Origin of the sequence: Rhizobium sp. WYJ-E13, from assembly GCF_018987265.1 — a bacterium.
Classification (GTDB): Bacteria; Pseudomonadota; Alphaproteobacteria; order Rhizobiales; family Rhizobiaceae; genus Rhizobium.
Genome location: NZ_CP076853.1, coordinates 3,951,094 through 3,963,653 on the forward strand (window position 1 = coordinate 3,951,094; position 12,560 = coordinate 3,963,653).

15 protein-coding genes are annotated in these 12,560 nt (G+C 56.8%); 9 read left to right on the forward strand and 6 right to left on the reverse strand.

Annotation, left to right across the window (positions count from 1 at the left end):
- Window positions 1-22: 22 nt before the first annotated feature.
- The 4 genes from mnmE to hemE all read right to left on the reverse strand — a co-directional run bounded on the left by mnmE (window position 23) and on the right by hemE (window position 4,486).
- On the reverse strand, window positions 23-1,345 hold the full coding sequence (gene mnmE / locus KQ933_RS19555; RefSeq protein WP_216756390.1) for a tRNA uridine-5-carboxymethylaminomethyl(34) synthesis GTPase MnmE: 1,323 nt from the start codon (window positions 1,343-1,345) through the stop codon (window positions 23-25).
- A gap of 105 nt (window positions 1,346-1,450) precedes the next feature.
- A complete protein-coding gene (rho, locus tag KQ933_RS19560; RefSeq protein ID WP_029868909.1) occupies window positions 1,451-2,716 on the reverse strand; it encodes a transcription termination factor Rho in 1,266 nt (421 codons plus the stop codon).
- Window positions 2,717-2,912: 196 nt separating this feature from the next.
- Window positions 2,913-3,449, reverse strand: coding sequence for a protoporphyrinogen oxidase HemJ (gene hemJ / locus KQ933_RS19565; protein ID WP_216756391.1), 537 nt, complete (start codon window positions 3,447-3,449; stop codon window positions 2,913-2,915).
- A complete protein-coding gene (gene hemE / locus KQ933_RS19570; RefSeq protein ID WP_216756392.1) occupies window positions 3,449-4,486 on the reverse strand; it encodes a uroporphyrinogen decarboxylase in 1,038 nt (345 codons plus the stop codon). The genes hemJ and hemE overlap by 1 nt, the downstream gene beginning before the upstream one ends.
- Before the next feature lie 401 nt (window positions 4,487-4,887).
- Between hemE and KQ933_RS19575 the strand changes: the two genes are divergently transcribed.
- From KQ933_RS19575 to dnaQ, 5 genes are read left to right on the forward strand one after another with little or no spacing between them, the layout of a single operon-like run.
- Window positions 4,888-5,709: a pyruvate, water dikinase regulatory protein gene (locus KQ933_RS19575; RefSeq protein ID WP_216756393.1), complete on the forward strand. Its 822-nt coding sequence runs from the start codon at window positions 4,888-4,890 to the stop codon at window positions 5,707-5,709.
- Between the two features lie 34 nt (window positions 5,710-5,743).
- Window positions 5,744-6,343 (forward strand): Maf-like protein, encoded by a 600-nt coding sequence (locus KQ933_RS19580; RefSeq protein ID WP_216756394.1) that lies wholly within the window; start codon window positions 5,744-5,746, stop codon window positions 6,341-6,343.
- Window positions 6,336-7,193, forward strand: coding sequence for a shikimate dehydrogenase (locus tag KQ933_RS19585; RefSeq protein ID WP_216756395.1), 858 nt, complete (start codon window positions 6,336-6,338; stop codon window positions 7,191-7,193). The genes KQ933_RS19580 and KQ933_RS19585 overlap by 8 nt, the downstream gene beginning before the upstream one ends.
- A complete protein-coding gene (gene coaE, locus KQ933_RS19590; RefSeq protein ID WP_216756396.1) occupies window positions 7,193-7,804 on the forward strand; it encodes a dephospho-CoA kinase in 612 nt (203 codons plus the stop codon). Before KQ933_RS19585 ends, coaE begins: the two co-directional genes overlap by 1 nt.
- On the forward strand, window positions 7,797-8,507 hold the full coding sequence (gene dnaQ, locus KQ933_RS19595; protein WP_216756397.1) for a DNA polymerase III subunit epsilon: 711 nt from the start codon (window positions 7,797-7,799) through the stop codon (window positions 8,505-8,507). The genes coaE and dnaQ overlap by 8 nt, the downstream gene beginning before the upstream one ends.
- 57 nt (window positions 8,508-8,564) lie before the next feature.
- On the opposite strand, the gene secB is transcribed toward dnaQ, so the two are convergent.
- The gene (secB, locus tag KQ933_RS19600; protein ID WP_216756398.1) at window positions 8,565-9,047 is read right to left on the reverse strand and encodes a protein-export chaperone SecB; all 483 of its coding nucleotides are present in this window, start codon (window positions 9,045-9,047) and stop codon (window positions 8,565-8,567) included.
- A gap of 98 nt (window positions 9,048-9,145) precedes the next feature.
- Window positions 9,146-9,664 carry an FxsA family protein gene (locus tag KQ933_RS19605; protein WP_216756399.1) on the reverse strand — a complete coding sequence of 173 codons (519 nt, stop codon included), beginning with the start codon at window positions 9,662-9,664 and terminating at the stop codon, window positions 9,146-9,148.
- Between the two features lie 126 nt (window positions 9,665-9,790).
- Here KQ933_RS19605 and KQ933_RS19610 point away from each other — a divergent pair, with 126 nt between their 5' ends.
- Genes KQ933_RS19610 through KQ933_RS19625 form a run of 4 tightly spaced genes read left to right on the forward strand, consistent with a single transcriptional unit; the run spans window position 9,791 to window position 12,546 of the window.
- Window positions 9,791-10,495, forward strand: a complete 705-nt coding sequence (locus KQ933_RS19610; RefSeq protein WP_216756400.1) for a Tim44/TimA family putative adaptor protein — start codon at window positions 9,791-9,793, stop codon at window positions 10,493-10,495.
- Window positions 10,488-11,603: a murein transglycosylase A gene (locus tag KQ933_RS19615; RefSeq protein ID WP_216756401.1), complete on the forward strand. Its 1,116-nt coding sequence runs from the start codon at window positions 10,488-10,490 to the stop codon at window positions 11,601-11,603. Before KQ933_RS19610 ends, KQ933_RS19615 begins: the two co-directional genes overlap by 8 nt.
- Window positions 11,603-12,172, forward strand: coding sequence for a Smr/MutS family protein (locus KQ933_RS19620; RefSeq protein ID WP_216756402.1), 570 nt, complete (start codon window positions 11,603-11,605; stop codon window positions 12,170-12,172). The genes KQ933_RS19615 and KQ933_RS19620 overlap by 1 nt, the downstream gene beginning before the upstream one ends.
- Window positions 12,169-12,546 (forward strand): helix-turn-helix domain-containing protein, encoded by a 378-nt coding sequence (locus KQ933_RS19625; RefSeq protein WP_216756403.1) that lies wholly within the window; start codon window positions 12,169-12,171, stop codon window positions 12,544-12,546. Before KQ933_RS19620 ends, KQ933_RS19625 begins: the two co-directional genes overlap by 4 nt.
- Window positions 12,547-12,560 lie beyond the last annotated feature (14 nt).

Here is a 12,560-nt window from a genome sequence, read left to right on the forward strand (position 1 = left end):
CGCATCGAATGTTCCACGTGAATCATTTTCCGATACAGAACTCCGAAAAGATAACGCCAAGAAGATCTTCGACGTCAACGCGTCCGGTAATGCGCCCCAAATGATCACCTGCGAGCCTCAAAGATTCTGCTCTGATCTCCAAGCTCTGCTCCGTCTGATCGATTGCGGCCGATAGGGCAGTCAAACATTTCGAAAGTGACTCTTTATGCCGCTCACGTGTCGGGACGGATAAGGATAATCCCCCAAACTTCTGTTCGATGACGGAATAAACGTAGTCCCGAAGCTCCGGAAGACCCTCACCCGTCATTGTGGAAACCTGAAGCTTATAGGATTCGGCCGAAGGATAGAGATCGCGTTTGGTACCAACAATAACATGCGATGAGGCCCGCTCCAAGTCGGCAGGATCCACTGGTACCGCCGAACCCATATCAGTGAGGAAAAGGACGAGGTCGGCGTTGGTCAGTGCCGCCTGTGCCCTCTTGATACCTTCCTGCTCCACGACATCGACTGTGTCTCGCAGGCCCGCTGTGTCGTAGAGCTTGACCAGATAGCCATTCAGATTGATGTCCACATGAAGCACATCACGCGTCGTCCCGGCGATATCGGTAACAATTGCCACATCCCTTTGTGCAAACCAATTCATCAAGCTGGATTTGCCAGAATTGGGCGCCCCGGCAATAACGACCTTAAAGCCGTCGCGCACAATCTCTCCCATTTCCGCTAGGGAAAGATGATCCTCCATTTCTCTTCGGAGCTCCGTCAGCGACGTCCAGACCTGATCCGAAACAGACCCCGGAACGTCATCTTCGTCTGGAAAATCAAGTTCCGCCTCGATCAACGCTCGAGAATGCGTAATTCGTTCCGCCCACGAATCATATATGCGCGACAAACCACCCGAACTCTGCTCAAGGGCTAGGCGACGCTGCATTTCAGTCTCGGCCGCAATGAGGTCAGCTAGTCCCTCAACCTCAACGAGATCAAGCTTGCCATTCTCAAAGGCACGGCGGCTAAATTCTCCCTCCATCGCAAGCCGTGTTTGCTGAAACGACGATAATTCTCTCAAGAGAGTTGATATAACCGCTTTCGAACCGTGGACCTGGAACTCTGCGGAATCCTCTCCGGTGAAGGAGGACGGACCCGGAAAGAAGAGAACCACTCCAGCATCGATCGTCAAACCGTTCCGAGTCCGAATCGTTCGGTAGACAGCAGATCTTGGTGAGGGAACCTTGCCAATCAGATCTTCGAGGATAAGACGTGTCTGTGAACCACTGACACGAACAACAGACACGCCTGACGGCGGAGCGCCGCTTGAAAGAGCGAATATGGTATCGTTCCACATTTCCATACGGTCTTCAGCCTATCGGTTCATTTCCGGATCAATTTAAAACAGAAAAAGGCTGGCGGTCGCGTAACGACCCACCAGCCTCAATCTGAGGAATCCGGCTAATGATCAAGTATTCATCGAGTCGAAGAAATCACCATTATTCTTCGTCTGCTTCAGCTTGTCGATGAGGAATTCGATTGCATCAGTTGTGCCCATCGGAGCAAGGATACGGCGCAGGACAAAGATCTTCTGCAGATCCTGCCGCGGAACGAGCAGATCTTCCTTGCGGGTGCCCGACTTGAGAATATCCATCGCGGGGAAGATACGCTTGTCGGCAACCTTGCGGTCGAGAACGATTTCCGAGTTACCGGTACCCTTGAACTCTTCGAAGATGACCTCGTCCATACGGCTGCCGGTGTCGATGAGCGCTGTCGCAATAATGGTCAGCGATCCACCTTCTTCGATATTGCGTGCTGCGCCGAAGAACCGCTTCGGGCGCTGCAGGGCATTCGCGTCAACACCACCGGTCAGAACCTTACCCGAGGAAGGAACGACGGTATTGTAGGCTCGACCAAGGCGAGTGATGGAATCGAGCAGGATGACGACATCGCGGCCGTGTTCCACAAGGCGCTTGGCCTTTTCGATCACCATTTCGGCGACCTGAACGTGCCGGACCGCCGGCTCATCGAATGTCGACGAAATGACTTCTCCGCGGACCGACCGCTGCATGTCCGTGACTTCTTCCGGACGTTCGTCGATCAGCAGAACGATCAGATAGCATTCGGGATGATTCGCGGTGATCGAGTGAGCGATGTTCTGCAGGAGAACCGTTTTACCCGTACGCGGCGGAGCAACGATCAGACCGCGCTGGCCTTTGCCGAGAGGCGCCACGAGATCGATGACGCGCGGCGAAAGATCCTTGGAGGTTGGAACATCAAGTTCCATCTTGAAACGCTCGTTCGGATAGAGCGGCGTCAGGTTGTCGAAGTGGACCTTGTGACGGATCTTTTCCGGATCGTCAAAATTGATCGTGTTGACCTTTAGAAGCGCGAAATAGCGTTCGCCCTCCTTCGGACCACGGATCGGACCCTCCACCGTATCGCCGGTCTTCAGCGAGAAGCGACGGATCTGGGAAGGAGAGATGTAGATATCGTCCGGGCCGGGCAGATAGTTGGCATTTGCGGAACGAAGAAACCCGAAACCATCCTGCAGGACTTCTACAACGCCTTCGCCGATGATTTCGATATCCTGACTGGCAAGAACCTTGAGGATTGCAAACATGAGCTCCTGCTTGCGCATCGTGCTCGCATTCTCGACCTCGAGCGATTCGGCAAAAGCCAAAAGATCCGTCGGGGATTTACTCTTAAGTTCCTGAAGCTTCATTTCAGCCATGAAGTGACCAATACTCTTTATTTTAGAAGGGGAAAGGCGATGTTGGGTCGTATTCGGTACTGCGAAAGGGCTCGCAGGCGACTGAACTCTACACACATGCCACGAAGATGAGATGGCCGGAAAATAGCGAGTCGGAACCCGGCCCGCAAGGGGGCTGCTTAAAATGACTGAAATTTAACCCGCACCATCCCAGGCATCAAAAAGGCTTCACTACGACGAGGATCACGATGAGGATCATCAGCACCGTCGGTGCCTCATTCATGAAGCGCCAGTAACGAGCCGAGCGACGGTTCTCGTCCCGTTCGAACACCCGCACAGCCCTGCTGAAAAAGATATGGACAATCGTCAGAAGGACGACCAAGCCGATCTTTGCATGCAGCCAGCCCCCCTGAAAATCATAAACCGACCAGGCAAGATAAAGACCGAGAATCCAGGTCAGCATCATGGCCGGGTTCATGATGATCCTGAGCAGGCGGCGCTCCATCACCTTGAAGGTCTCGGATTGAACCGAACCGGGTTCCGCATCCGTGTGATAGATGAAAAGCCGCGGCATGTAGAAAAGCCCGGCCATCCACGAGATCACCGCGATGATGTGGAGAGCCTTGATCCAGAGATAGAGATTGTCGGGGTTCCAGGCGAAGAGCCCGACGGCAAGAAGTGCAAAGAAGATCAGCGCAAAATGCGCCCGCCGGCGGGCATAGGCACCCGGCTTTTGATCCGTCTGCTTTTCCATCACGCAGCCCCCGCGCCACGCACGCGCTCGACGAGCAGGCGCACATTCTCCGGATCCGCCTGCGGTGTGATGCCGTGACCGAGATTGAAGATCAGCGGTCCATTTCCAAGCACCTGAAGAATGTCGTCGATACCTTCCTCCAACGAACGACCGCCAGCCACGACCCTCATCGGATCGAGATTGCCCTGCACTGGTCCATCCTTCTGCAGCTCGGCCGCAAAGGCGAGCGGGACGGACCAGTCGAGCCCGATCGCATCCGCGCCCGTCTTCTGCCGATAGGTCTTCAGCATGTAACCCGCCCCCTTGGCAAAGGCGATGATCCGCGCCTGCGGCCGCCGCGCCTTGATGGAAGTAATCATGCGAGCAACGGGCCGAATAGCAAAAGCCTCGAATTCTCTCTCGCCGAGAACACCGGCCCAAGAATCGAAGATCTGCACCGCATCAGCGCCCGCATCGATCTGCGCCACGAGATAGTCGGCCGAAACATCAGCAAGCAACATCAGCAAATGCTCGAACGCGCGCGGATGCCTATAGGCAAAGAGACGGGCAGGCGCCTGGTCCGGTGTGCCGTGACCGGCAATCATATAGGTAGCCACCGTCCACGGCGCTCCGCAGAAACCGAGAAGCGTCGTCTCCAAAGGAAGCTCTTTCCTCAGACGCCGCACCGTCTCCAGCACCGGCTGCAGGTAGCCGACGACATTCTCTCCATCCAGACCGGCAATACCCGCCTCATCGATCGGATCCATTTCCGGACCATGTCCCTCGGTGAAACGCACATTGCGCTTCATCGCATCAGGAATAACCAGGATGTCCGAAAACAGGATGGCAGCATCAAAGCCGTAGCGCCGTATCGGCTGGAGCGTAACCTCTACGGCATAGTCCGGCGAATAACAGAGATCGAGGAAACTTCCAGCCTTGGCGCGTGTTTCTCTGTATTCAGGCAGATACCGGCCTGCCTGTCTCATCAGCCAGAGAGGAGGTGGGGTCAGAGTTTCACCGTCGAGAACCCGCATGATTTTCCGGCGCATTTCGCTCAAGCGCTTCTTCCCTATAAAAATCCAAAGATATTTTAAAAGGTTTCTATTTCTTAGAGTCGGTGTCTATCAAGGATTAAAATCCATCCACCACTGACGCCAATTGTCACGCAGCTCGGAACAATTAGAATAAAAAATTGCCTCTCGTTTTGAAAAGCATGGAAAATCCGAATCCTGAAAAGATTCCAGAGGCTTCGCCAATACCGGTTCGAAACGGTCTCTGTGGATAGGCTGTGGACCAATGAAGGACATATCGACATCGTCCCCTTGATTCACAAGCATCGAAGATATGACAACGCAAAAACCGGAATGTGGATAAAGAGGCAGGTTTTCCCTTGCCTCGGTCCACCCCGGCCCATTAGCTCTTCGCCATCCAGTCTTTTCAACAGGCGACGGAAAATAGCGTGGAGAACAGAACCAACTTCTTCCATCTGCATCTGATTTCTGACTCGACCGGGGAGACTCTCATCTCGGCCGGCCGGGCCGCATCAGCGCAATTCAAGTCCGCCCAGCCAATCGAACATGTCTATCCGCTGATCCGGAATCGCAGGCAATTGATGCCGGTTCTCCAGGCAATCGACAATGAACCCGGCATCGTGCTCTACACGATCGTCGACCGCGAACTCGCAAGCCTCATCGATGAGCGCTGTGCGGAGATGGGTGTGGCATCCGTCAATGTCCTGGAGCCGGTCATCGGTGCGTTCCAGATCTATCTCGGTGCGCCATCAAGGCGCCGCGTCGGCGCCCAGCATGTCATGAACGCCGGATACTTTGCCCGTATCGAAGCCCTGAACTTCACCATGGATCACGATGACGGTCAGATGCATGAAGACTATAACGAAGCCGATGTCGTCATCGTCGGCATCAGCCGCACGTCAAAAACACCAACCAGTATCTATCTTGCAAACCGCGGCATCAAGACGGCGAACATACCGATCGTCTATGGCGTGCCTTTGCCCGAGGGTCTGCTGACTGCAACCAGACCCCTGATCGTCTGCCTCATCGCCACCACCGACCGGATTTCCCAAGTTCGGGAAAATCGCCTGCTCGGAACGACACCCGGTTTCGACCGCGAGCATTATACCGACCGGGCGGCAATCTCGGAGGAGCTGAAATATGCACGCTCCCTCTGTGCCCGGCATAATTGGCCGATGATCGATGTGACGCGGCGCTCGATCGAGGAAACGGCGGCGGCCATCGTTGCCCTGCGGCCGAAGCTGCGTTAAGCGCTGAACAACTGAATTGTTGTCGAGGACCTGGATGACACCGAAGCTCGTTCTTGCATCGTCGAGCCCGTTCCGCCACATGCTGATGGAAAATGCCGGCCTCGCTTTCGAAGCACATGCTGCTCAGATAGACGAGCGGGCAATAGAAGCGCCGTTGGAAAAATCGGGGGCTACGCCGGATGAAGTAGCGCTCGTTCTGGCGGAGGCAAAAGCGGAATATGTCAGCCGGCGCTTCAGCGCCGCGCTGATCATCGGCTCGGACCAGACGATGTCACTTGGCTCTCAGGTTTTTCACAAACCGGAAGATATGACCGATGCTGCCAATCATCTGCGTGTGCTTGCAGGTAAGACACATCGCCTGAACAGCGCGATCGCAATCGTCAGAGACGGTGAAGTCTTGTGGCGGCACGTCGCGCACGCCGAACTGAAGATGCGACCGCTGACGGACGATTTCATTGCGCGTCATCTGGAACGCGTCGGTGTAAAGGCACTGGCGAGCGTCGGGGCCTATCAACTGGAGGGGGAGGGGATCCAGCTTTTCGAGAAAATCGACGGCGACTATTTCACAATCCTTGGCCTGCCGATGTTACCGCTCCTTGCAAAACTCCGGGAACTGGAAGCGATCGATGGATGATTCACGTGAAACACTAGGGCCGAAAGCGTTTGTCACGGGCTTTCCAGTCAGACACTCGCGTTCACCATTGATCCACGGTCATTGGCTGAAGACGCTCAATCTGCCCGGCAGTTACCGCGCCCATGAGGTCGCCCCGGAAGCCTTTGCGAATTTTATCGCCTCCCTGCGAGACGGCAGGGCCGGTTTCATCGGCGGCAACGTCACAATCCCTCACAAGGAATTGGCCTTCAAACTGACCGATCAGCCCGATGAGCTCTCGGAAGAACTCGGCGCCTCGAATACGCTGTGGCTGGAGGACGGAAAACTTGTCGCAACCAACACGGATGGCCGAGGCTTCACTGCTAATCTCGATGAACGCCATCCCGGCTGGGACCGGCACGATAGGGTCGTGATCTTTGGCGCCGGCGGTGCGAGCCGAGCGGTCATCCAGGCTGTCCGTGACCGAGGCTTCAGCGAAATCCACGTCGTCAATCGCACGGTCGAGCGGGCGCGGGAACTGGCCGACCGCTTCGGCCCGAAGGTCCATGCCCATACGATGGCGGCTCTCGGCGAAGTGATGAAAGGGGCCGGACTATTCGTCAACACCACGTCCCTTGGAATGGATGGGGACGCGGCACCGATGATCGACTTCTCGCCGCTGGCCTCGGATGCTGTCGGTACCGACATTGTCTATGTGCCGCTGAAAACGCCGATCCTCGCTCAGGCGGAGGAGCAAGGTTTTGTCATTGTCGATGGCCTTGGCATGCTGTTGCATCAGGCCGTGCCGGGATTTGAAAAATGGTTCGGCAAACGGCCCGTCGTCGATGAAACGCTGCGGGCTCTGATAATAGCGGATATGGAAAAACACTGATGCTGAAGATCGGTCTCACCGGCTCCATCGGAATGGGCAAGTCGACGACGGCGAAGCTCTTTGCGGAAGCTGGTGTTCCGGTTAACGATTCCGATGCGGTCGTCCATGATCTCTATGCTGGCGAGGCAGCCCCTTTGGTCGATGCCGCATTTCCCGGCACGATGAAAAACGGTGCTGTCGACCGTCAGGAGCTTGGCCGGCAGCTCGCGCAGAGTGCCGATGGCTTCAAAAGGCTGGAGCAGATCGTCCATCCTCTGGTGCGTAAACGGGAAAGCGAATTTCTGGAGCGACAGAAAGAAGTGGGGGCTGAGATGGTGGTCCTCGATATCCCCCTGCTTTTCGAAACCGGTGCCGAGCAAAGGGTTGATACAATCGTCGTCGTCAGCGCCGATCCACAGGTTCAGCGTGAAAGAGTGCTTGCGCGTCCGAACATGACGGAGGAGAAATTCAATATGATTCTCTCCCGCCAGATACCCGATGCGGAAAAGCGCCGCCGGGCTGATTACATCGTGGATAGTGGCCACGGCATCGAGGCAGCAAAAGAGCGGGTGGCTGAAATCATCGCCGACCTGAAAAGACGGATAGCGAAGGACCAAGCCCCGAATGCGTGAAATCATTTTCGATACGGAAACCACCGGCCTCGACAATCGCTCGGACCGCATCATTGAAATCGGTGGCATCGAACTCCTCAACCATTTTCCGACAGGAAGGACGATCCATCTTTTCGTCAATCCGGGTGACCAGAAGGTTCATCCGGATGCGCTCGCGGTGCATGGCATCACTGACGAATTTCTGAAGGACAAACCGCCCTTTGCTGATGTCGTCGACCAGATCCTGGAATTTTTCGGCGACGGCAAATGGATCGCTCACAACGCCACCTTCGATATGGGTTTCGTCAACTCCGAACTAGCTCGGATCGGCTTGCCACCCATCCTGCCGGATCGGGTCGTCGATACGCTCTCGCTTGCCCGCCGTAAGCACCCTATGGGTCCAAACTCGCTCGATGCGTTGTGCCGCCGTTATGGCATCGACAATTCGCACCGCACGAAACACGGCGCTCTGCTCGACTCCGAGCTTCTGGCCGAAGTCTATATCGAGATGATCGGCGGTCGGCAGGCAGCACTCGGTCTTGCGGGTCCCGCAAGCCAGCGCACGGGTGAAGTCGTGGTGGAAGATGTTATCGTCGCCACCATCATCGAACGGCCGCGGCCGCTGGCGCCGCGATTGAGCGAAGAGGAAGCCGAAGCTCACAACGCCTTGATCGCCAAACTTGGACAGAAGGCGGTCTGGTCGAAATACGATCAATTCGACTGAAACAAAAATGCCCGGGTTTTTGCCCGGGCATTTGAATATCCAGCCTGTGAGAGCCGCTCAGTTCGGAACGGCCTGAACCTTGGAGCGGGCCTGCTCTTCGGCAACGCGCTGCGCGAACATCTGCGCGAAATCGATCGGATCGATCATCAGCGGCGGGAAGCCGCCGTTGCGGGTGACGTCGGCAATAATCTGGCGGGCGAACGGGAAGAGCATGCGCGGGCATTCGATGAAGAGAACCGGCAGCATGTGCTCCTGCGGGAAGCCGGCAACGCGGAAGACACCTCCATAGACGAGCTCGGTATGGAATACCGTCTTATCGCCTTCCTTGGCTTCAGCGACCAGCGACAGCACGACATCGAAATCCGTTTCGGACAGCGGGTTAGCGTTGACGTTCACATTGATGTTGATCGCCGGTGCCTTGTCGCGGGCCTGAAGCGAGCGCGGTGCGCCCGGGTTTTCGAAGGAAAGATCCTTGACGTATTGGGCAAGGATCGAAAGGGTCGGGCTCGCTGCGCCGTTGCTGCTGTTATCGTCTGCCATGGGCTTTTCCTCGAGGGGCATTGAATGGTGCCGCCATCTAACATTTCGGGGATAGGCTTACAACCCTGGGCCTCCGGCGCAGTTAATACGCCGCCGCATTAGTCGCCGAGCTGTTTGCCGGACCAGGGCGACTTGCCGTTCGGCTCGCGATGATAGTCCTCTTCATCGAGATCGACCACCTTTGAATCGCTCGACTTGCCTGGTCGACCTCGAAAATCCGGACGCGAGGAAGCCGAAAAACCGCCGCCGGCCGTACCAACGACAACGAAACGCTTTGCGATCGACTGCCAAAGCAGATTGCGAACCTGCGGGATAAGAAGCAGGATCGCCAGTATATCCGAGAGAAAGCCCGGGATGATGAAGAGCAGCGCGGCGATTACAGTCATCGCCGGATTGAGCAATTCCCGTCCGGGCATGGTACCGCTGCGCCCTTCGGCGGACATGCGACGCAGGATGCTGATACCTTGCCGGCGCAAGAGGAATGAACCGACGACAAAGCCCAGCACGACAAGCGCCAGCGTCGCGGCAAGTCCAACTGCGCGGCCGACAATCACGAAGCCGGCGATCTCGGCAAGCGGCAGAAGCAGCCCGAAAACCGGCAGCATGGAAAAACGCATCTCTTTACCCCGAGTGGCTCGGGCTCCTCTTGGCACTGGCGAAGATACCAGCCATGATTTGAATCATTCGTATAGCCGGACTATATGGGGTTAGATATTAGGGATGTTAACAGCGAACGGCGGGATATGAGTTCAAACGACTTCATCACTTTATTTTTCTTGGTGGCGGCGGTGCTGATTTTCTTTCAGCTTCGGTCCGTTCTTGGACGTCGCACCGGAAATGAGAAGCCGCCGCGTGATCTCTATACGCCACGGGATGCCGCGCAGACCGATAGCGCCGATGCCGGCAAGGTCGTAACTCTGCCGCGGCGCGATGTGAATGGCGAAGAGGAAGACCGCTTTTCCGCCATCGACGCTTTCGCGCCGGCTGGCACGCCGCTGAACGAATCGTTGCGCGCGCTCAACCGAGCCGATGCCTCCTTCGACCCGAAGGAATTCTTGAATGGCGCCCGCATGGCCTACGAGATGATCGTCATGGCCTTTGCCGATGGCGACCGCAAAACGCTGAAGAATCTTCTCTCCCGGGAAGTCTATGACGGCTTCGACGCGGCGATCAGCGATCGCGAAAACAAAGGCGAGAAGATGAAGTCCACCTTCGTGGGCATCGACAAGGCCGAGATTACCCATGCCGAGACCAAGGGCAGCGAGGCGCAGATTACTGTGCGCATCATCAGCCAGCTGATCTCAGCGACTTACGACAAGAGCGACCTACTGATCGAAGGCGATGCCGAAAATGTCGCCGAGGTCAACGACCTCTGGACCTTCGCTCGCGATACGCGATCGCGCGACCCCAACTGGAAACTCGTCGCGACCGAATCGGAACATGAGTGACGCAGCCGGCTTTGCCCTTCAGGCGGTCAGTTTCGACGCAATGGAAGGCTGGAGGGATGACGATCCCTCCAGCCTTTTTGAAGTCATGGCTAGCTGTCGCCGTCATATTTCCGAAACGAACCCATATCGTACCGGTTCGCTGGGGCTGAGTTCAGCCGATCTTCTTCCATTGCTAGAGAAAGCAGAGGCGTTTCGTCCGTCCTCGGCAGAGGAAGCCCGCGCCTTTTTTGAAAAGCACTGTCAGCCGTTCCGGATTGTCCGGGCCGACGGCGTCAGTGGTTTCGTCACCGCCTTCTACGAACCGGAAATCGACGTTTCCGACAGACAGGATGCGACCTACCGTTTTCCCATCTACCGGCGCCCGGACGACCTCATCGACCTCGACGATCAAAATCGTCCGGGCAAGCTCGATGGTTCTTACGTTTTCGGGCGGTTGCGTGACGAGCTGATCGATGCCTATCCAGATCGTCGCGACATCGATCAAGGCTATCTCGAAGGCTGCGGACTTGAGATCGCCTGGGCGAAATCGAAGGTCGATCTTTTTTTCGTCCATGTCCAAGGCGCCGCTCGTCTGCATTATCCCGATGGCAGCATCGGACGTATCACCTATGCCGCCAAAGCCGGCCACCCGTTCTCGGCTATCGGCAAGCTGCTGATCGACCGTGGCGAAATTGACCGCGCCAACATATCCATGCAGTCGATCCGCGCTTGGCTTGCTGCCCATCCGGACCAGGTCGACGAAATCCTATGGCATAACCGTTCCTATATCTTCTTTCGGGAGGCGCCGGTGGACGATCCGAATGCGGGGCCGATCGCCGCAGCGAAGGTGCCATTGCTTGCGGGTCGCTCGCTCGCTGTTGACCGCCTGATCCATACTTTCGGCTTTCCATTCTTCATCCGTTCCGAAAGCCTGACGCATCTTGATGGCGGCAAGCCGTTTCAGCGGCTGATGCTGGCCCTGGACACCGGTTCGGCAATCCTCGGCCCCGCACGCGGCGACATTTTCACCGGTTCGGGTTATGCTGCGGGAGAACTGGCAGGGACGGTGCGCAACGATGCCGATTTTATAATTCTCATTCCGAATACCGCTGCAGCGAGGTTCCTCTGATGGCGAAGGACCGCAAGCTCAGCTCGGACGAAAGAATCCTCTGGGGCAGGGTAGCCCGCAGCACCCGGCCTATGCCTGGCAAGACGGATGAGCTGACCGCGCTCGACGCATTCCTGCTGGAAGCCGAAGCAGCGGCCGAACAGGAAAAGGCCGAAAAGCAGAAGACGGCTTCACCTCAGCTGCAGCAGCCAGCACCGCAGATGCCCGCAAAACAGCCATCGGGCGTCCACCATCCGCTGGAGCGGCCGGTCAAGCGCAAGATCGCAAAGGGCAAACTGGCACTGGAAGCGCGCATCGACCTTCACGGCATGGTCCAGAGCGAAGCACATTCCTTCCTGCTCGATTTCCTCATTCGGGCGCATGAACGCGGCATGCGGCACGTCCTCGTTATTACTGGCAAGGGCAGCTCCATGGGTAGCGAAGGCGCCTTGAAACGTGCCGTGCCGCTCTGGTTCTCCAAGCCGGAATTCCGCTTTCTGATTTCGTCCTATGAGTCGGCGGCCCAGCATCATGGTGGCGAGGGTGCGCTCTATATCCGCCTCTCCCGGCGCTCCGGAGAAACGTCGTGACGCCGTTTGCAGAAGCAGTCCGCAAGCTGCGCGCCCGCAAGGGCGTGACGCAGAAACAGATGGCGGCCGCCCTGAATGTTTCGCCTGCCTATCTCTCGGCGCTCGAGCATGGAAGGCGCGGCGTGCCGAGCTTCGATCTCCTGCAGCGCATCGCCGGCTACTTCAACATCATCTGGGATGAGGCCGAGGAACTCTTCCTCGTTGCAGGCTCTTCCGATCCGCGTGTGATCGTGGATACTTCGGGCCTGCCGTCCGAATATACCGAATTCGCCAATCGCCTTGCCAAGCGAATTCGCAACCTTGACAGCGCCGATATCGCCCGGCTATCGGCGTTTCTTGAAAATGGCGGCAAAGGGGACGGAAAAGCGTCATAATCCCCTGATTTATG

Coding starts and splice junctions, on each gene's coding strand:
- coaE (WP_216756396.1), top strand. CDS start 7,193: ATGCTGAAGATCGGTCTCACCGGCTCCATCGGAATGGGCAAGTCGACG.
- KQ933_RS19610 (WP_216756400.1), top strand. CDS start 9,791: ATGAGTTCAAACGACTTCATCACTTTATTTTTCTTGGTGGCGGCGGTG.
- hemJ (WP_216756391.1), bottom strand. CDS start 3,449: ATGGAAAAGCAGACGGATCAAAAGCCGGGTGCCTATGCCCGCCGGCGG.
- rho (WP_029868909.1), bottom strand. CDS start 2,716: ATGGCTGAAATGAAGCTTCAGGAACTTAAGAGTAAATCCCCGACGGAT.
- KQ933_RS19585 (WP_216756395.1), top strand. CDS start 6,336: ATGGATGATTCACGTGAAACACTAGGGCCGAAAGCGTTTGTCACGGGC.
- secB (WP_216756398.1), bottom strand. CDS start 9,047: ATGGCAGACGATAACAGCAGCAACGGCGCAGCGAGCCCGACCCTTTCG.
- KQ933_RS19605 (WP_216756399.1), bottom strand. CDS start 9,664: ATGCGTTTTTCCATGCTGCCGGTTTTCGGGCTGCTTCTGCCGCTTGCC.
- dnaQ (WP_216756397.1), top strand. CDS start 7,797: ATGCGTGAAATCATTTTCGATACGGAAACCACCGGCCTCGACAATCGC.
- KQ933_RS19620 (WP_216756402.1), top strand. CDS start 11,603: ATGGCGAAGGACCGCAAGCTCAGCTCGGACGAAAGAATCCTCTGGGGC.
- KQ933_RS19580 (WP_216756394.1), top strand. CDS start 5,744: ATGACACCGAAGCTCGTTCTTGCATCGTCGAGCCCGTTCCGCCACATG.
- mnmE (WP_216756390.1), bottom strand. CDS start 1,345: ATGGAAATGTGGAACGATACCATATTCGCTCTTTCAAGCGGCGCTCCG.
- KQ933_RS19615 (WP_216756401.1), top strand. CDS start 10,488: ATGAGTGACGCAGCCGGCTTTGCCCTTCAGGCGGTCAGTTTCGACGCA.